Annotated in this window: 18 protein-coding genes; 10 read left to right on the top strand and 8 right to left on the bottom strand. The window is 68.2% G+C overall.

Annotation, left to right across the window (positions count from 1 at the left end; all coding sequences use genetic code 11):
• Positions 1 to 11 precede the first annotated feature (11 nt).
• From DAT37_RS23370 to DAT37_RS23360, 3 genes are all read left to right on the top strand, one after another.
• Complete coding sequence (locus DAT37_RS23370; protein ID WP_109526955.1) at positions 12 to 944, top strand: ABC transporter ATP-binding protein; 933 nt, start codon at positions 12 to 14, stop codon at positions 942 to 944.
• Positions 941 to 1,732, top strand: a complete 792-nt coding sequence (locus tag DAT37_RS23365) for an ABC transporter permease (RefSeq protein WP_109526954.1) — start codon at positions 941 to 943, stop codon at positions 1,730 to 1,732. The genes DAT37_RS23370 and DAT37_RS23365 overlap by 4 nt, the downstream gene beginning before the upstream one ends.
• Before the next feature lie 62 nt (positions 1,733 to 1,794).
• Positions 1,795 to 2,769, top strand: coding sequence for a COX15/CtaA family protein (locus tag DAT37_RS23360; RefSeq protein ID WP_109526953.1), 975 nt, complete (start codon positions 1,795 to 1,797; stop codon positions 2,767 to 2,769).
• A gap of 200 nt (positions 2,770 to 2,969) precedes the next feature.
• Here the strand turns inward: DAT37_RS23360 and DAT37_RS23355 are convergent, their stop codons facing one another.
• The 3 genes from DAT37_RS23355 to DAT37_RS23340 all read right to left on the bottom strand — a co-directional run bounded on the left by DAT37_RS23355 (position 2,970) and on the right by DAT37_RS23340 (position 5,985).
• Positions 2,970 to 3,359: a VOC family protein gene (locus DAT37_RS23355; RefSeq protein WP_109526952.1), complete on the bottom strand. Its 390-nt coding sequence runs from the start codon at positions 3,357 to 3,359 to the stop codon at positions 2,970 to 2,972.
• Positions 3,360 to 3,854: 495 nt separating this feature from the next.
• Complete coding sequence (locus tag DAT37_RS23345; RefSeq protein ID WP_232839940.1) at positions 3,855 to 5,501, bottom strand: MDR family MFS transporter; 1,647 nt, start codon at positions 5,499 to 5,501, stop codon at positions 3,855 to 3,857.
• Positions 5,494 to 5,985, bottom strand: a complete 492-nt coding sequence (locus DAT37_RS23340) for a MarR family winged helix-turn-helix transcriptional regulator (RefSeq protein ID WP_109526950.1) — start codon at positions 5,983 to 5,985, stop codon at positions 5,494 to 5,496. Before DAT37_RS23340 ends, DAT37_RS23345 begins: the two co-directional genes overlap by 8 nt.
• A 294-nt stretch (positions 5,986 to 6,279) precedes the next feature.
• Between DAT37_RS23340 and DAT37_RS23335 the strand changes: the two genes are divergently transcribed.
• Positions 6,280 to 6,906 carry an ABC-2 transporter permease gene (locus DAT37_RS23335; protein WP_109526949.1) on the top strand — a complete coding sequence of 209 codons (627 nt, stop codon included), beginning with the start codon at positions 6,280 to 6,282 and terminating at the stop codon, positions 6,904 to 6,906.
• Between the two features lie 16 nt (positions 6,907 to 6,922).
• On the opposite strand, the gene DAT37_RS23330 is transcribed toward DAT37_RS23335, so the two are convergent.
• Positions 6,923 to 7,888, bottom strand: a complete 966-nt coding sequence (locus tag DAT37_RS23330) for a TIGR00341 family protein (protein WP_232839939.1) — start codon at positions 7,886 to 7,888, stop codon at positions 6,923 to 6,925.
• A 150-nt stretch (positions 7,889 to 8,038) separates the two neighbouring features.
• On the opposite strand from DAT37_RS23330, the gene DAT37_RS23325 reads away from it, so the two are divergent.
• Together DAT37_RS23325 and DAT37_RS23320 are read left to right on the top strand one after the other, a co-directional pair.
• The gene (locus DAT37_RS23325; protein ID WP_109526947.1) at positions 8,039 to 8,596 is read left to right on the top strand and encodes an AAA family ATPase; all 558 of its coding nucleotides are present in this window, start codon (positions 8,039 to 8,041) and stop codon (positions 8,594 to 8,596) included.
• Positions 8,597 to 8,833: 237 nt separating this feature from the next.
• Positions 8,834 to 9,214, top strand: coding sequence for a GFA family protein (locus DAT37_RS23320; protein ID WP_109526946.1), 381 nt, complete (start codon positions 8,834 to 8,836; stop codon positions 9,212 to 9,214).
• 36 nt (positions 9,215 to 9,250) lie between these two features.
• On the opposite strand, the gene DAT37_RS23315 is transcribed toward DAT37_RS23320, so the two are convergent.
• Entirely contained in the window at positions 9,251 to 9,736 is a 486-nt protein-coding gene (locus tag DAT37_RS23315) for a GNAT family N-acetyltransferase (protein ID WP_109526945.1), read from the bottom strand.
• A 136-nt stretch (positions 9,737 to 9,872) separates the two neighbouring features.
• On the opposite strand from DAT37_RS23315, the gene DAT37_RS23310 reads away from it, so the two are divergent.
• Positions 9,873 to 10,118: a hypothetical protein gene (locus tag DAT37_RS23310; protein ID WP_157978630.1), complete on the top strand. Its 246-nt coding sequence runs from the start codon at positions 9,873 to 9,875 to the stop codon at positions 10,116 to 10,118.
• A 3-nt stretch (positions 10,119 to 10,121) separates the two neighbouring features.
• Here the strand turns inward: DAT37_RS23310 and DAT37_RS23305 are convergent, their stop codons facing one another.
• Positions 10,122 to 10,472, bottom strand: a complete 351-nt coding sequence (locus DAT37_RS23305; RefSeq protein ID WP_109526943.1) for a hypothetical protein — start codon at positions 10,470 to 10,472, stop codon at positions 10,122 to 10,124.
• Between the two features lie 59 nt (positions 10,473 to 10,531).
• On the opposite strand from DAT37_RS23305, the gene DAT37_RS23300 reads away from it, so the two are divergent.
• Positions 10,532 to 11,497, top strand: coding sequence for a quinone oxidoreductase family protein (locus DAT37_RS23300; protein ID WP_109526942.1), 966 nt, complete (start codon positions 10,532 to 10,534; stop codon positions 11,495 to 11,497).
• A 146-nt stretch (positions 11,498 to 11,643) separates the two neighbouring features.
• Here the strand turns inward: DAT37_RS23300 and DAT37_RS23295 are convergent, their stop codons facing one another.
• The gene (locus DAT37_RS23295; protein ID WP_232839938.1) at positions 11,644 to 12,246 is read right to left on the bottom strand and encodes a TetR/AcrR family transcriptional regulator; all 603 of its coding nucleotides are present in this window, start codon (positions 12,244 to 12,246) and stop codon (positions 11,644 to 11,646) included.
• Positions 12,247 to 12,334: 88 nt separating this feature from the next.
• On the opposite strand from DAT37_RS23295, the gene DAT37_RS23290 reads away from it, so the two are divergent.
• The gene (locus DAT37_RS23290; RefSeq protein WP_109526941.1) at positions 12,335 to 13,765 is read left to right on the top strand and encodes an FAD-dependent monooxygenase; all 1,431 of its coding nucleotides are present in this window, start codon (positions 12,335 to 12,337) and stop codon (positions 13,763 to 13,765) included.
• A 7-nt stretch (positions 13,766 to 13,772) separates the two neighbouring features.
• On the opposite strand, the gene DAT37_RS23285 is transcribed toward DAT37_RS23290, so the two are convergent.
• Positions 13,773 to 14,783, bottom strand: a complete 1,011-nt coding sequence (locus DAT37_RS23285) for a heme o synthase (protein ID WP_109526940.1) — start codon at positions 14,781 to 14,783, stop codon at positions 13,773 to 13,775.
• 403 nt (positions 14,784 to 15,186) lie between these two features.
• Between DAT37_RS23285 and tkt the strand changes: the two genes are divergently transcribed.
• On the top strand, positions 15,187 to 17,328 hold the full coding sequence (gene tkt, locus DAT37_RS23280; RefSeq protein ID WP_109527351.1) for a transketolase: 2,142 nt from the start codon (positions 15,187 to 15,189) through the stop codon (positions 17,326 to 17,328).
• Positions 17,329 to 17,331 lie beyond the last annotated feature (3 nt).

Raw genomic sequence — 17,331 nt, 5'->3', positions numbered from 1 at the left:
GGTGTGACACCGTGACCGTTGCCTCTGGACCCGCCGTCCGCGTCGATGGAGTCGTCAAGCGTTACGGCGAGACCACCGCGGTAGACGGCCTGTCCTTCGACGTCGAACGGGCCCAAGTGCTCGCGCTCCTCGGCCCCAACGGCGCGGGTAAGACGACCACCGTCGAGATGTGCGAGGGGTTCGTCACCCCCGACGCCGGATCGGTCCGGGTACTCGGCGCGGATCCGATCGCCGACTCCGAGCGGCTGCGTTCGCGGATCGGCGTCATGTTGCAGGGCGGCGGCGCCTACCCCGGCGCCCGCGCCGGGGAGATGCTCGAACTGGTCGCCGCCTACTCGGCCGACCCGCTCGATCCGGACTGGTTGCTGCGAACTCTCGGCCTCCAGGACAATCGGCGCACCCCCTACCGACGCCTGTCCGGCGGGCAGCAACAGCGCCTCGCCCTCGCGTGCGCGCTGGTCGGACGCCCGGAGATCGTCTTCCTCGACGAACCGACCGCCGGTCTGGACGCGCAGGCCCGCCTCATCGTCTGGGAACTCATCGACGCGCTGCGCCGCGACGGGGTGACCGTCGTACTGACCACGCATCTGATGGACGAGGCCGAACAGCTCGCCGATCAGCTCATCATCATCGACCACGGGCAGATCGTCGCCGCGGGCACGCCGGCCGAGGTCACCGCGCACGGAGCAGCCGGGCAACTGCGCTTCACCGCCCCGCCGAAGCTGAACCTCGAATTGCTGAAATCAGCGCTGCCGGAAGGGTTCTCGCCGCGCGAGACTACGCCGGGCTCCTACCTGATCGAAGGCGAGATCGACCCGCAGGTGCTGGCGACGACAACGGCGTGGTGCGCCAGGCTCAATGTCCTGGCCACCGATATCCGCATCGATCAGCGTCGGCTGGAGGACGTCTTCTTGGAACTCACCGGACGGGATCTGCGCGGATGACCAACGTCGACCCCGCGGCCAACCGCTTCGCGCCGGGCACCTTCTCTCCCGCGCCGCGCCCGGCCGCGCGCACCGCCATGCTGCTCGCGCAGACCCGACTCGAACTGATCCTGTTGCTGCGTAACGGCGAACAGCTGCTGCTGACGCTGTTCATCCCGATCACCCTGCTCGTCGGGTTGGCCCTGCTGCCCTTCGGCGGACTCGGCGACGACCGGGTCGACAAGATCGTGCCCGCGGTGATGATGGTGGCGGTGATGTCGACGGCGTTCACCGGGCAGGCCATCGCGGTCGGATTCGATCGCCGGTACGGTGCGCTGAAACGCTTGGGCGCCACGGCACTTCCGCGCTGGGGCATCATCGCGGGCAAGAGCGCCGCGGTGCTGATCGTGGTGGCGCTCCAAGCGATCGTGCTCGGCCTCATCGGCGTCGCGCTGGGCTGGCGACCCGAGGCGACGGGCCTGCTGCTCGGCGCCCTGGTCATCGCCCTGGGCACGTTCACCTTCGCCACCATGGGCCTGCTGCTCGGCGGCACCCTCAAGGCGGAGGTCGTGCTCGCGCTGGCGAATGTGCTCTGGTTCGTCATGCTCGGCATCGCCAGTATCGTCTTCGCCTCCGACGACTTGCCGACCGTGGTGAACGTACTGGCCCGCCTGATTCCCTCCGGCGCGCTCGCCGTCACGCTGGAGGAGGCGCTGCGCGGTTCCCTCGATTGGTTCGGGCTCGTCGTACTCGCGGTGTGGGGCGCGGTCTGCGCCTTCCTCGGCACGCGATTCTTCCGCTTCCACTGACTAACGACGCCTTGTAGTAGTCCGGGTGCGGTGGCCGGATCGGCTGCCGCTACCATCGTCGGGTGCTGTATCGCGCATTCGTCCGACTTGTCGATCGCCTCCCGCTGCCCTCACTGCGAGTGCAGCGGTTGACCGCGTTCGCGGTGATCCTCACCCAGGCCGGGATCGCCGTCACCGGGTCGATCGTCCGGGTCACCGCCTCCGGACTCGGCTGCCCGACATGGCCGCGATGCTTCCCCGGCAGCTTCACCCCGATCGGGGTGTCCGAAGTCGCGGTCGTGCACCAGGCGGTCGAATTCGGCAACCGCATGCTGACCTTCGTGGTCAGCCTCTTCGCCGGACTGATCGTGCTCGCCGTGATCCGAGCCCGACGCCGCCACGAAGTGCTGGTGTACGCCTGGCTGATGCCGGGCGGCACGGTATTGCAGGCCGTCATCGGCGGGATCACCGTCCGCACCGGACTGCTCTGGTGGACCGTCGCGGTGCACCTGCTGGTCTCCATGCTGATGGTGTGGCTGGCGACCGTGCTGTACGCCAAGGTCTCCGAACCCGACGACGGAATAGAAGCCGTGCGCGCCCCCGCGCCGCTGCGTTGGCTCACCGCCCTCAGCGCCGCCGCGCTGGCCGCCGTCCTGGTCGCGGGCACACTCGTCACCGCCGCCGGACCGCACGCGGGCGACAAGAGTATCGACCGCCCGGTCGCGCGACTCGAGGTCGAGATCGTCACGCTCGTCCACCTGCATTCACAATTGCTGGTCGGCTACCTGGCGCTGCTGATCGGCCTGGCGTTCGGCCTGTTCGCCGTCGGCATCACCCCCGCCGTCCGCGCCCGGCTGTTCACCCTGCTGGCACTGGTCTGCTCGCAGGCGCTCATCGGCGTCGTGCAGTACTTCACCGACGTCCCCGCCGTGCTCGTCGTCTTCCACGTCGCGGGCGCGGGCGCGTGCACCGCCGCCACCGCCGCACTCTGGGCATCGTTGCGCACGCGCGAGAAGGTGACCGCACCGCTGCCCACCGCAGCCGCCCGAGCCGTCTGAGCGTCAGGCGACTCACAGAACCGCTTCCGTCTGCGCGGGCCGATCATCGTTCCCGGGTCGGCGCGCTCGCCGTCGGCCCTCTGCCCCCCGATCAGTGCGCCGGAGCAGGGGATCCGCTATCGAACCCCGGCTCCGACCGATACCGGAATTACGCCCGCGGAGCCTCAGCGTTCGGCCCCCGGCTCCGATCGAAAAGTGGACTACGCTCCCGGAGCCTCCGGGAAGTCGCACAGTTCGACGACGATCCCGTCCGGCCCTGCGACGAGCAACGCCCTCTCGCCCCACTCCTGCCGGGTCATCGGCAGGAGGAACGGCGCACCCTCCGCCTGTAACCGTCGCTCCTCGACTTCGAGGTCCTCGACCTGGAAGGCGAGCATCACCCCCGCCATCCGCTGGTCCCGAAACCCCTCCGGCAGCACCTCCAACCCTCTGCGGTGCAGCGCGATCTTCATGCCCGAGTCGGGGCGCGACAACGACGCGAACCCGTCGGCGGCGAACAGTTCCTCGAACCCGAAGTACTTCGCGAAGAACGCCACCGCACCCGGCACATCATCGACATTCAGACAGGCGATGGACTCGACGACCTTCATATTCCTCCTCCGACACCGATTAACTCAGTACATTGTACAGAGTTAATCGGTGGGCTCGGTGGGCTCGGTGGGCTCGGTGGGCTCGGTGGGCTCGCGTGCCTCGCTCGGTCGGCTCGGTGGGCTCGAGGCCCCGGCCTCCGCGGACATTCATCGCCCCGAATGCGGGAATCCTGCGTGTTCGGTGGGAGATTGTCGGCGCAGGCCGCAGGCGAACCGGACACGCCCCGCCGAACTCCCACAGCGCGCAAGGTGAGCATTCACCACGACGCGCGCCCGCACTTCCCGCCCGCGACGCGTCTACGGAGCAGCCCCGGGGGGACGCCTACCTCACGGCGATACACGGGACGTAGCCGCCGGATACGCAGATCACCGCCCCCAGGAGGACGCCACCTCGTGGCGGTACACGGGACCTAGCTGCCGGATACACAGATCACCGCCCCCGCTGCGACAGCGGGGGCGGTGATCATCGAGGGCGGTGCGAGACCGACCGGGCAGTTACGCCGAACCCGAACCGGCTCCGACCTTCTGCCGGCCGCCGTCGAACTCGCCCACCGGGGCGTCGTCCGCGTCGTTCTCGGCCCGCATGGGGTCGAGGTCCGGGTCGATGTCGATGGTGCGGCGCAGCGGATTGTTCGGCAGGAGCGTCGCGGCGAGCAGTGCGACGATCGCCGCGCCCGCCGCGATCAGGAAGATCCGTCCGGTGGCGTCACCGTAGGCGGCGCGCACGATCGCGGCGATGGGCGCGGGCAGTGCGCCGATGTCGAGGTTGCCGCCGCCGGAGGAGCCCGCTTGGACGCCGATCCGGTCGAAGCCCTGTGCGGACAGTTCGCCCACCCGGGTGGCGAGTACCGAACCGAGCACCGAGACTCCGATCGCGCCGCCGAAGGTGCGGAAGAACGCGACGCTGCTGGAGGCGGCGCCGATATTGTGCACGCTCACCGTGTTCTGCACCGCGAGCACCAGATTCTGCATCATCATGCCGACGCCGAGTCCGACGAGGGCGATGTAGATTCCGACCTGCCACAGGCTCGTCGCGTGGTCGATCGTCGACAGCAGTCCGAGACCGATCACCAGCGAGGTGGCGCCGGCGACGACGAAACCCTTCCACTTGCCGAAGCGAGTGATCAGCTGTCCCGAGCCCACCGAGCCGGCGAGCATGCCCGCGACCATCGGGATCGTGAGAACACCGGCGATCGTCGGCGAGAATCCGCGCGCGGTCTGGAAGTACTGGCCGAGGAATGTGGTCGCGCCGAACATGCCCATACCCACGGCGATCGAGGCGATGATCGCCAGGCCGGTGGTGCGCTCGGTGACGATCGGCAGCGGAATGATGGGCGACTTCGCCCGCGATTCCACCCACACCATCGCCAGCAACAGCAGCAGTCCGCCGCCGACATAGAGCGCCGATTCACCCGAGATCCAGTCGTAGTAACCGGCCTTGCCCGCGAAGGACACCCAGATGAGTAGTACCGACACGCCACCGGTCAGCAGCGCGGCGCCGAGCCAGTCGATCGAGACACCGGTCTTGCGTTCGGTCGGCAGCCGTAGGGTCCGCTGCAACAGCACCAGCGCGATGACGGCCAGCGGCACGCAGACGAAGAAGCACCAGCGCCACCCGAGGGGGCTGTCGACGATGACGCCGCCGAGAATGGGTCCACCCGACATGGCGACGGCCATGACCGCGCCCATGTAGCCGGAGTACCTGCCGCGCTCACGCGGCGCGACGATCGAACCGATGATGGCGACGACGAGCGCGGTCAGACCACCCATGCCGACACCCTGCACGACGCGCGCGACGAGCAGCAGCGGCACACTGTGCGCGAAACCGGCGACGATCGAGCCGAGCACGAAGATGACGATGGCCGTCTGGACCAGCACCTTCTTGTTGAACAGGTCGGCGAACTTACCCCAGATCGGCGTGGAGGCCGCGTTGGCGAGCAGCGCCGTGGTGATGACCCAGGCGTAGGCGGTCTGCGAGCCCTTCAGGTCACCGATGATGGTCGGCAGGGCGGTCGCGACGATCGTGGTGCTGAGCAGCGCCGTGAAAAGCGCCGCGAGCAGTCCGGTCATCGCCTCGAGAATTTCGCGGTGCGTCATCGCGAAGGGATCACGCGGTGTCACCGCCTCGACTGAACTAGACATCTGCTTCCTGATTCTGTTTCGGACCGAGGCGACGCTGTCCCGGTGCGGTGTGATGTGCGGTGAGTGCGTTTCTCAGCTGCTGGACGGCCAGGTACGCCTGTTCGGCGTCACCTTCGCTCCAGTCGGCGAGCGCGGTCTGCAATCCCCTCGCGCGGGAGACCCGGACGCGGCACAGCAGTTCGCGCCCTTCGGGGGTGATCCGGACGAGCGTGGCGCGGCCGTCGCCGGGGTCGGCGTGACGACTGATGTAACCCGCCCCGACCAGTTCGGCGACATGCCTGCTCAACGCCGACGGACTGATACACAGATCCGTCGCCAGATCGACCTGACGGCATTCGCCCCTGGCTTCGAGCGAGCCGAGCACCCCGACCCCGCCGGGAAGCAACTGGCCCTCCTCCGGATGCAACAGGACGACACGCATCGCCCGGCCCATCAGGTAGAGCTCCTTGATCAGGCTTTGCGCCGTATCCGATGACACAGCCATGGCCACTCCCAGCACGAGAATACTTACTTGCGGAACACAACTATATTATCATTGCTTGCGCTAATCAATTACTTTTCGAGGGGTCGAGTGTCGACAATCACCCGGTCGCCACCGGGTGCGGGCCCGCACGGCCCCGCCGAGCCGCGGGTGACGGGCACTCCGGCCGGACGCCGCCGCGCCCTCATCCGTGACGGATGAAAGGTGGTCGAGGCCGGTCGCGGGCCGGGGAAATAGGTTTACTGTGAATGTGCGGGATTTCATTCGGGACGGGGACGCGGGCCGAAGGGATGACGGATGTCGGGCATTGTTTTGACGTTGGTCGGTGCGCTGTTGTGTTTCTACGGGGTCCGATCCGTGCATCTGGGGCTACTGGCGATCGGATTCGGTCTCGGCTGGTTGATCGCCGACCTCTTCGAACCCTCATTCACTGTCCTGTTGCTGTTCGGGTTGATCGGCGCGGTCGCCGCGTGGGTGATCACGGCACTTGTCTTCGGATTCGCGTCGTATCTGATCGGCGGGCTCACCGGCGCGATGGTCGGAGCGAAGCTGGCCACGGTCCTGCAACCCGGCGACAAGAACTGGGCGCTGAGCATGATCGTGATACTCGCGGTCGGCGTGACCGGCGCGTTCCTCGCCGAGAAATTCCGGGCCCGCGCCCTGCTGTGGCTGACCTCGATCGGCGGCGCGAGCATGATGCTCAGCGGCCTCGCCCGGGTCGACGATTCCCTGGCCTTCCTACACGACCCCGATCCGGGCTGGCAGCAGGTCACCTTCACCGCCGCCTGGATCGCGCTCTCGGCGGCGGGCTGGATCACCCAGCGCCATCTGTTCAGCGAGAAATTGGGAATCCAGCATCTCGCCGGTGGCGACGACCCGCACGAGCAGGGGCACAATATCGGCGGGAAATGGCCGAGCAGGTGAACGCACCGCCGAACGGTCAGTCACCGATCCGGCTGCCGACCGTGTGCACGAGTACTACCCGGGGGTTCCACGGCACGATCTCGTTCACCCGGTCCTGCAATTCGCCGATCGGCGGGAGGTCGGCGGGCGCGAGCACTTCGACGGTCGCCGTATCGCTGTGCACTGTCACCTGTCCGACCTCGGCGCCGGGCACTCCGTCCAGCCAGCTCGCCGTCGCACTCGCGATCCGATCGGCCCACAGCGACGACAGCGAATTCGCCACCATCGGCACGGCGACCAGCACCAGCGCCGCCGCGAGCACCGCGTAGGCGCGCCCGTGACGGACCTGTCCCGCCCCGGCTGCGCGCGCGTATCCGGTCGCGACGAGCACCACCGTCGCGGTGACGATCATGGCGACCATATTGGAGGCGAACAGCACGAACGCGCCCAACGCCATCCCCGGCGCGTGCGAACCCAGACAGACCCCGACCACACCCAGCGGCGGGACCAGGGAAATGGCGATGGCGACACCGGGCAGCACATCGCCGACGTCGCGCCGGATCAGCGCGATCACACCGACCGACCCCGTCGCCAGAGCCGCCGTGAGATCCATCAAGGTCGGCGAAGTACGCCCGGTCACTTGCGAATTGGCCAGCACATTCGTCGGATTCGGCAGCAATTGCGCGAACAGGTACCCGATCACGATGACCAACCCGACGCCCGCCGCGACCAGCAGCAGACTCCGCCCGATCAACGCCACCCGGCTCGTCGCGATACCGAGCGCCACACCGAGGATCGGCAGCGACAGCGGCGCGACGATCATCGCGCCGATCACCGTCGCCGTCGAATCGCCGATGACACCGGAGACCGCGATGACGCTGGACAGCGTCAGCATGATCCAGAACGCGGAGCGTTTGGCTCGGGTGTCCCCGACGTCCGGATCGAGCCGCTCGATCAGTTCTTCCGACGTCCGCCGTTGACTCCGCGGTAGCAGCACCTGCACGGCCGCTCCTTCTCGATCGATCGACACGTTCGAGCGCTCCGAGTATGCGCGGGGTCTCGAACATCGAACGTCACCCCGGAAGGGTGAAAGTTCGATGCCTGGATCCAACGCCATCCGCCCGCGCTCGCGGCCGACTGCCACAATGCGGCTATGGCCGCACCGATCCTGACCGTCGTCAGCGGACCTCCCGGCACCGGCAAGACCACACTCGCGCACACTCTGGCCCGCGGGATCGGCTGCCCCGCGATCATTCGCGACGAGTTGAAACAAGGCATGGTCGCCACCGCAGGCTCATCGGAGAGTTCCGGATACACCCACCTCGACATCCCGGTGCTGACCGCGTTCTTCGCCACCCTCACGGTCCTGGCCGAAGCACGTATCGGCGTCGTCGCCGAGGCCGCGTTCCAGGACCGCCTCTGGCGACCGAATCTCCAGCCACTCGCCGAGATCGCCGATATCCGGGTAATCCGTTGCACCGCACCGGTACTCGTCGCCCACGCGCGCATGACCGAGCGGATGGGGACCGATCCGCACCGGCGAGCGCACGACGATTCCGGCCGGATCGCGCGCATCGACGCGGGAGCCGACACCTTCGTCCCGATCGCGTTGGACGTGCCGACCCTGATCGTGGACACCACCGAGGGGTACCGGCCGGATTTCACCACCGTGCTCCGATTCGCGACCCGACCGGCCGGGGCCTCACCGTAGCCGCCTCGTTGATCCGCGGAACTCCGACGACGTCTCCGATATCGGCGCGACGGTCGGTCCGAACTTCCTCGCGCTCGGCCTGGAACAACGGGTCGGACGCTCCACGCGGAAGGGCCACGGGTCCCCACGCGGGCACTTCCCTCCGTGTCGGACCCCTGCTCTACTCTGGCCGGTGCCGCCGCGGCGGACGTCGATTCTCCATTGCGCCAACCCGATTCGAGCGAAGGAGCGTGACCGATGTACGAAGGCGGCTGCCTGTGTGGACGGATCCGATTCCGTGCCGACGCGGAGGCCGACTGGCCGCACCTGTGCTCGTGTCCGCACTGTCAGCGCCTCAGCGGCGGACCGGTGACGGCCTGGGTCGGCTTCCCCGCCGACAGTTTCACCTGGACCGGCGAGGCCGGTGAACCCCGCTGGTACAACACCTTCGCGACCACCCGACGCGGCTTCTGCCCCGACTGCGGATCCACGGTGGCCGCCATCGATGACGGCGGCGACGATATCGGCGTCACGATGATGGCACTCGACGATCACAGCGCGCTGACACCGGTGCACCAGTCCTTCAAGGACAACGCGGTGCCGTGGTTGCCGATCATCGACACCGTCTTCCACACCTGAGCGCCGACCGGATCGGCTCGCCCGCCGCGCAGACGCTCACCCACCGATCACGCGAAATGTTCCCGCGTCGTCTGCGGCGGGCCCAGCCGTAGCACGGGCAGAATCGGATCCCAGCGTCATGCGGAACCGTGGGACACCGGGGTATTTCTCGCCGAGAGGCACGCCTGTGAATCCGATGGCGGCATAGAAGCCCACGGAGGTGTCGTCGGTTTCGGCGACCACCGGCAGGTCGGGGTGGCGAGAGCCGATGTCCGCGACGAGCAGGCGACCGATTCCGGTTCGACGGTGAGTGCCTGCGGTCGCGAGGTGCAGGAGCACGAGGTGGTCGTGGCCTGTTTCGTACCCGGCGACACCGACGAGCTCGTCGCCGATGGTCGCCGCGACGAGTTCGGTCGATCCGTCGATCCGGTAGCGCCGAGTGGCCGCCGCGAGACGGGTGCGATCACCGCCGATCGCGGTGAAGAGCAGGTCGGCCACGCCGCGATCGTCGGGATCGGCGGGGGCGATGCGCACCGTCTGCATCGGAGTCACGATATCGGCGGAAGTCCTGGATCACGAATACGAGGCGTGGTGATAACGAATCGGTGACGTCCGGCGATGAACAGACCACACCGCGACGGACGGAGCGCGGTGTTGCGTGAGAAGAGAGGCCCGTCCGATGACGAATCGCCCCACCCGTTGTCCGGGCAGGCCCGATACCGCACCGTTGGCGTCGCTCGCGGTCATGCTCGGCGTGATCATGATGCTGGTCGCGGTGGCCGGATCGGATCGGATTCCCGGCTGGGCCGCCGATTACGGCACGGCGCTGATCGCGATGGCGGTGGTCGCCTATCTCGCGGTGGCTGGGCGCATCTTGCACTGGGGCGTCGGCGAGTTGCTCGATCCCGCCGACGACCGGATGTAGAACTCAGCTCTCGTTGCGCGCCTTGGGGAAGCGGGTCTGACGGGCGACCCAGCCCGCCATCCGCGCCCAGTGGCCTTTGCGCGGGGTGACGATCGAGGTCAGCGCACGATCCCACTCGTCGGCCTCGGTGAGCCCGTCGACGGCATCTACGAGTGCTTTGGCCGTCGCGAGATCGGCGACGACGCGATCGCCCATGACGCCGTCCTCGCCGACCAGCGTGACACGCACGCCGAGGCGCCCGACGGGTTGCAGAACGGCCGTGGCCGAACCGCCGTGCGCGGCGAGGAAACCCTTGACGGAATCCACCAGGGCACCCGACAACTTGGCTTCGACCGGGGCAGTTTCAACGCTCATTCCGCCGAGTTTACCGACCGGTAGGCCGTCTCATCGACCACGGGTGTAGAACGGAGTCCATGCGTGCCATCCAGGTTTGCGAACACGGTGGTCCCGAGGTCCTGACCTACACGGAGGTGCCGCTGCCTTCGATCGGACCCGGTCAACTGCTCGTCGAGACCGAGGCCATCGGTATCAATTTCATCGATACCTATATCCGTACCGGCGTCTATCCCCAGTCGGTGCCGTACATCCCCGGTGCGGAGGGGACGGGCGTGGTCGTCGAGGTCGGTGCGCAGGTGTCCGAATTCGCGGTCGGTGACCGGGTCGCCTGGGCCGCCGCGCCCGGTAGTTACGCCGAGCGGGTCGTGGTGGACGCGGCGGTGGCGATCGCGGTTCCCGACGGCGTGCCCGCCTCGGTCGCCGCGTCCGTGTTGCTCCAGGGCATGACCGCGCACTATCTGATCGAATCGGTGTACCGACCGGAATCCGGCGAGTCGATCCTGGTGCACGCGGGAGCGGGCGGGGTCGGCCTGATCCTGACCCAGCTGGCCACCGCGCGCGGGGTCCGGGTCATCACGACGGTGTCCTCCGACGAGAAGGAGACGCTCTCGCGCGCCGCGGGAGCCGCGGAAGTGCTGCGCTACACCGACGATCTCGCCGAGCGCGTGCGCGCGCTCACCGACGGAGTCGGCGTGGCCGCGGCCTACGACGGGGTGGGTCGGTCGACCTTCGAGGCGAGCCTGGCCTCGCTGCGCGTCCGGGGCACGCTGGCGCTGTTCGGCGCGGCCAGCGGACCGGTCCCGCCGTTCGACCTGCAACGACTCAATCCGGCGGGTTCGCTGTTCGTCACCAGGCCCACGCTGGCCCACTACACCCGTGACCGGGCCGAATTGCTCTGGCGCGCGGGCGATGTGCTCGCCGCCGTCGCCGACGGTTCGCTGCACGTCCGAGTGGGCGCGACGTATCCACTGGCCGAGGCACAGTGGGCGCATCGGGATCTGGAGGGACGCCGGACGACCGGCTCCATCGTCCTGCTGCCCTGACCGACACGTCACGTCGACCTCGATCGGCGACGCGTCGGCGGGCCGGGATCGCCGGGGCGATCCGATGGCGTGGGCGCGCACGCCGCCACCGCACATCGCCACCACCACTCGATGCCGGAACCCTCGGCGAACCGATTCGCCGCGTCTCAGTAATCGCGTCCGGTCAGTCCCCGGTAGACGAATCGGGTCAGCCCGTCGATCGCCTGTTCGTCGCTGAGTTCGACCGCGCCGTCCTCCACCGCCGCGAGCAGTCCCTGGGTCGCGATGAACATCACCGCCAGGCTGGCGTCGGGGGTGCTCGGTAAGCGAAATCCGTTGTCGACCAAACCTTTCAGGTGGTCGGCGATATCGGCTCGCTGTTCGACGCCGAACTGTTGGAGCAGACGCGCGAAATCCTCGTTCACGGCCGCGGCCTGACCGACGGCGCGCAGTACCGAGGCGTGCTCGCGGGCGAAATGCCAGTAACCGGCGATGTGGTAGCGCACGGCGCTCGGATCGCTGAAATCCGGATTGTGGTCCGGATGTTCGGCGCGCACGTCCCCCGCGTCGGCCAGATCCCGCAGCAGGGCCTGGAGCAGTTCTTCCTTGCTCGCGAAATGGTTGTAGAACGAGCCTGCCGCCCGTCCGGCGGCGGCGGTGATGTCGGTGATCTTCGTGTTGAGGTAGCCGCGTTCGGCGAACAGCCGTTGCGCCGCGTCCTTGAGCGCGCGCTCCGTTTCGGCCGACCGTTCCTGCCTGCTCGTCGCCACCGGGACCCACCTCCTCTTGACAGCAGAACCTACCAAGTCGAATACTGAATTCAGATTCACTGAAATCGAATTCACTCTTGGAGGAATTGTGACCGACCAGGTACTCATCGCGGGTGCGGGGCCGACCGGCCTGACCCTCGCCATCGATCTCGCCCGCCGCGGCATCCCGGTTCGCGTGGTCGACAAGGCGGACGAGTTCTTCGCGGGCTCCAGGGGCGACGGCATCCTCCCCCGCACCCTCGAGGTCTTCGACGACCTCGGCGTCCTGGACGCGGTGACGGACGCGGGCATTCCCGCTCCAGTCATGCGCGCCTACTTCGGCGGCGAATTCGTCGGCGAACGGCGGATGTTCGAGCCCGCCGAACCGACCCCAGCGATCCCCTACCCCAACCCGTGGTTCCTCGGGCAGTCACGGACCGAGGCGATCCTGCGCGCGCGTCTGGCCGAATTCGGCGCGCACGTCGAACTCGGCACCGCGCTGACAGACCTCACGCAGGACGACGACGGCGTCACCGCGACGTTGACCACCGCCGACGGCGTCGAGACGGTGCGCGCGGCCTATCTGGTCGGCGCGGACGGCGGACGCAGCACCGTGCGCAAAACCCTCGGCATCCCGTTCGAGGGGTCCACCGACGATTCGATACGAATGCTGCTCGGCGATGTGCGGGCGGATGTGCTCGACCACGACTACGGCCACTGGTTCGCCGCCTCGGCAGAACATCCGATGGAGGGTTTCGCGCTCTCGCCCCTGCCCGGCGGGCGGCATTTCCAATTCGGCGCGCCCCTCGACGCCGACGCCGAGCCCACGCTCGCGGTGCTCCAGGACATGGCCGACCGCTACACCGGAACGATGGACCTCGAATTCACCGATCTGACCTGGGTCACCGTGTGGCGGCCGAATATCCGCCTGGCCGCCAGGTTCGGCGACGGCCGGGTCTTCCTCGCGGGCGACGCGGCCCACGTCCATCCGCCGACCGGCGGTCAGGGCATGAACACCGGCATCCAGGACGCGTACAACCTCGGCTGGAAGCTGGCCGCGGCGCTGCTCGGCGACCCCGCGCCGCTGCGGACCTACGAACCTGAACGCCGCACGGTCGCCGCGCGGGTCCTCGGCCTGAGTACCGAATTGCTGGACAAACTGGTCGAAGGCAAGGCCGACGCCATGGAACGCGGCGAGGAGGCCCGCCAGTTGAGCGTGAGCTACCGCGACCCCGGCGCGACCGGCCGACTCGTCGCGGGCGATCGGGCACCGGACGCGCCGCTGAAGGATGTCGACGGGCAACCCGTCCGACTGTTCGACCTGTTCCGCGGGCCGCACGCCACGGTGCTGGTGTTCGGTGACGGGGGCGAACTGCCCGGGACGACCGACGCCGAGGTGTATCGGGTGATCCGGCCGGGGACGAGGGCGAGCGGGCGATACGTGGTCGACGTCGACGGGCACGCCTTCGACGCATACGCGGCGACCGACGGCGATATCGTCGAGATTCGTCCCGACGGGTACCTCGCCCGCCGCGACTGACGGCGGATCAGCCGAAGAAACTGCCGACCGTGTCCCAGCCGAGCACCGAATCCACCGCGAGGCCGCAGAACACGACCGCCAGGTAATTGTTCGACTGGAGGAACAGGCGCAGCGGTTTCACCGACTCGCCACGTCGCACGCCGGAGTACAGCTGGTGGGCCATGAGCAGGAACCACGCTCCGGCCACCAGCGCCACGGCGGCGTAGACGACCCCGGTCGCCGGGACCAGCGCGAGGGTGGTGAGCACGGTGAGCCAGGTGTAGATGACGATCTGCTTGGTGACGGCCTGCTCGGTGGCGACCACCGGCAACATCGGCACGCCCGCCGCGCGGTAGTCCTCCTTGTAGCGCATGGCGAGCGCCCAGGTGTGCGGTGGCGTCCAGAAGAAGATGACGCCGAACAGCGCGATCGCGGGCCAGCCGATACCGCCGGTGACGGCCGACCAGCCGACGAGCGCGGGCATGCAGCCCGCCGCGCCGCCCCAGACCACGTTCTGGGAGGTGCGGCGCTTGAGGCCCAGGGTGTAGACGAACACGTAGAACAGGATCGTCGCGACCACGAGCACGCCGCTCAGCAGGTTGGCCTGCCACCACAGCCAGCCGAACGAGGCGATCCCGAGCGTCACGCCGAAGATCGCGGCGTGCGAGGTGGGAACCGCTTCCCTGGCCAGCGGGCGCTTGGCGGTCCGCTTCATCACCTTGTCGATATCGGCGTCGGCTACGCAGTTGAGCGTGTTCGCGCTCGCCGCGCCCATCCAGCCGCCGAACAGGGTGACCAGGATGAGCCGGATATCGACGGTGCCTCGGTCGGCGAGCAGCATCGTCGGGATGGTCGCGACCAGCAGCAGCTCGATGACGCGTGGCTTGGTCAGCGCGATGTAGGCCAGCGGGCGACGCAGCACCCGGGAGACCACGCCGTCGCCCTTCTCGGCCTGCGCGGTAGCGGAGGCGGAGGTATCGTGCGCCGTCGCGGAGGAGCCGTGCGCACCGCTGCCACCCGGCTGTTGCCCAATCCGCACTATCTCTCCTCGCACGCTGTGCATCACATCCGGCAATGGAACGAGCAGCGCGCTCGGTCCTGATGTTCCGATGCACAGCACAGTGCGGCGCGGCTACTACTACAGAGGATGGTAGACCCTCGCCGACCGCACGCCTCTCCTCGCCCCTGGCAGCCGACGACGGTCCGGTACCGCACCGACCCCACAGACACGAGCGGAACAGGCACCGCTTTGCCGCGCCACGCGGTGAATCAGCGACACGGGCGCCGGTAGAGCCGGGTTCCCGCAATGCCGGTCAGAGGGCACATCTAGGCTGGTGTCGACACTCGGACACGCATCGCGCAGCCGCCGTGCGTCTCGCGGCAGAATTCGGGCCGCCAACAACACCGCCGTCGACGAAACCAATGTCAGGAGAACCTCGGTCGTGCCAGTGACAGATGACATCCGCGCCCTTACTCAGACGAATCACCCGGACGACTGGACGGATCTGGACACCAAGGCCGTCGACACCGTCCGCGTCCTCGCCGCCGACGCGGTGCAGAACGCCGGAAACGGTCACCCGGGCACCGCGATGAGCCTCGCGCCCTTGGCCTACACGCTCTACCAGCGCACGATGCGTCACGATCCGAGCGACCCGCACTGGGTCGGGCGGGACCGTTTCGTGCTGTCCTGCGGCCATTCCAGCGTGACCCAGTACATCCAGCTGTACCTGGCGGGCTTCGGTCTCGAACTCGACGATCTGAAGAACCTGCGCAAATGGGGTTCGCTCACTCCCGGCCACCCCGAGTACCGGCACACCGACGGCGTCGAGATCACCACCGGCCCGCTCGGACAGGGCCTGGCCTCCGCGGTGGGCATGGCGATGGCGGCCCGTCGGGAACGCGGCCTGTTCGATCCCGAGGCCGCGCCGGGGACCAGCCCGTTCGACCACTTCGTCTACGTGATCGCCTCCGACGGCGATATGGAAGAGGGCGTCACCTCCGAGGCGTCGTCGCTGGCGGGCACCCAGCAGCTCGGCAACCTCGTGCTGATCTACGACGACAACAAGATCTCCATCGAGGACGACACCACCATCGCCTTCACCGAGGATGTCGCCGAGCGCTACGCGGCCTACGGCTGGCACGTCGAGGTCGTGCAGGGTGGTGAGGACGTCGTCGCCATCGAGAACGCGCTCGCGGCCGCCGAGGCGGAGACCTCCAAGCCCTCGATCATCGTGCTGCGCACCATCATCGGCTACCCGGCCCCCACCAAGATGAACACCGGTGGCGCCCACGGGGCCGCACTGGGCGCCGACGAGGTGGCCGCCACCAAGAAGGTGCTCGGATTCGATCCCGAGAAGAATTTCGACGTCGATCCCGACGTCATCGCGCACACCCGCAAGGTCGTCGAACGCGGACAGCGGGCCCATCGCGACTGGCAGCGGGGTTTCGACGCGTGGGCGCAGGCCAACCCGGCCAACAAGGCGCTGTTCGACCGGCTCGCCAACCGTGATCTGCCCGAGGGCTGGGCCGCGAACCTGCCCACCTACGAGGCCGATCCCAAGGGCGTGGCGACCCGCAAGGCCTCCGGCAAGGTGCTCGCCGCGCTGGCCCCGGTGCTGCCGGAACTGTGGGGCGGTTCGGCCGACCTCGCCGAATCCAACAACACCACCATGCCGGACACGCCGAGCTTCGGGCCGGAATCCATTTCGACCGGCATGTGGAAGGCCGACCCGTACGGCCGCACCCTGCACTTCGGTGTGCGCGAGCACGCGATGGGCTCGATCCTCAACGGCATCGCGCTGCACGGTCCGACCCGCCCCTACGGCGGCACCTTCCTGGTCTTCTCCGATTACATGCGTCCGGCGGTCCGCCTCGCGGCGCTGATGCGGGTGCCCGCGATCTACGTGTGGACCCACGACTCGATCGGTCTCGGCGAGGACGGCCCGACCCACCAGCCGATCGAACATCTGGCCGCGCTGCGCGCCATCCCCGGCCTGAACGTCGTCCGCCCGGGTGACGCCAACGAGACCAGCTACGCCTGGCGCACCATCCTCGAGCGCGATTCCAGCGAGCGCACCTCGCATTTCGTGCCGTCGGACGCCCCGCACCAGGACGGACCGTCGGCGCTGGCGCTGACCCGTCAGGATCTGCCGATCTTCGAGGGCACCAGCTACGAAGGCGTCAAGCGCGGCGGTTACGTCCTCGCCGAGGCGTCGACCGGCACGCCGCAGGTGATCCTGATCGCTACCGGCTCCGAGCTCCAGCTCGCTGTGGCCGCCCGCACTACGCTGGAGGGACAGGGCATCGGAACCCGCGTGGTCTCGATGCCGTGTGTCGAGTGGTTCGACGCGCAGGACAAGGCTTACCGGGACGAGGTGCTGCCCCCGACGGTGCGCGCGCGAGTCACCGTCGAGGCCGGAATCGCCATGCCGTGGCACCGGTTCGCCGGTGACGCGGGCGAGATCGTGTCGATCGAGCATTTCGGCGCCTCCGCCGATTTCAAAACCCTGTTCCGCGAGTTCGGGATCACCGCGGAAGCCGTTGTCGCCGCCGCGCAGCGCACGCTCGAAAACGTGAAGGGATAAACC

Origin of the sequence: Nocardia aurea, assembly GCF_003123685.1 — a bacterium.
Taxonomy (GTDB): Bacteria; Actinomycetota; Actinomycetes; order Mycobacteriales; family Mycobacteriaceae; genus Nocardia; species Nocardia aurea.
This window is presented reverse-complemented; position numbering and strand designations above follow the sequence as displayed.